Here is a 278-nt window from a genome sequence, read left to right as displayed (position 1 = left end):
CGTAATTCTGCCGACTGACATAGCCCACATGGGGCGTGGCGAGGACATTGTCCAGCGTGCGAAACGGGTGCAGGGCCGGCAAAGGCTCTTGCTCGAACACGTCCAGCGCTGCCCCGGCAATGCGCCGTTTCTGTAGCGCCTTGATCAACGCCGCTTCATCGACGATCGGCCCGCGAGCAGTGTTAACCAGCAGCGCGCTCGGTTTCATACACTCCAGCGCTTGCGCATCAACCAGACCGCGACTGCGTTCGCTGAGCACCAGATGCACCGACAGCACG

At 62.2% G+C, this 278-nt stretch carries 1 protein-coding gene; it reads right to left on the bottom strand.

Going from position 1 to position 278, the window contains the following annotated elements:
• The coding region (locus AAEY83_RS14490) for an NAD(P)-dependent oxidoreductase (RefSeq protein ID WP_351059949.1) at nt 1-278 on the bottom strand (278 nt) is incomplete at both ends.

It is taken from the genome of Psychrobacter sp. TB20-MNA-CIBAN-0197 (assembly GCF_040309765.1).
GTDB classification, from domain to species: domain Bacteria; phylum Pseudomonadota; class Gammaproteobacteria; order Pseudomonadales; family Moraxellaceae; genus Psychrobacter; species Psychrobacter submarinus.
This window is presented reverse-complemented; position numbering and strand designations above follow the sequence as displayed.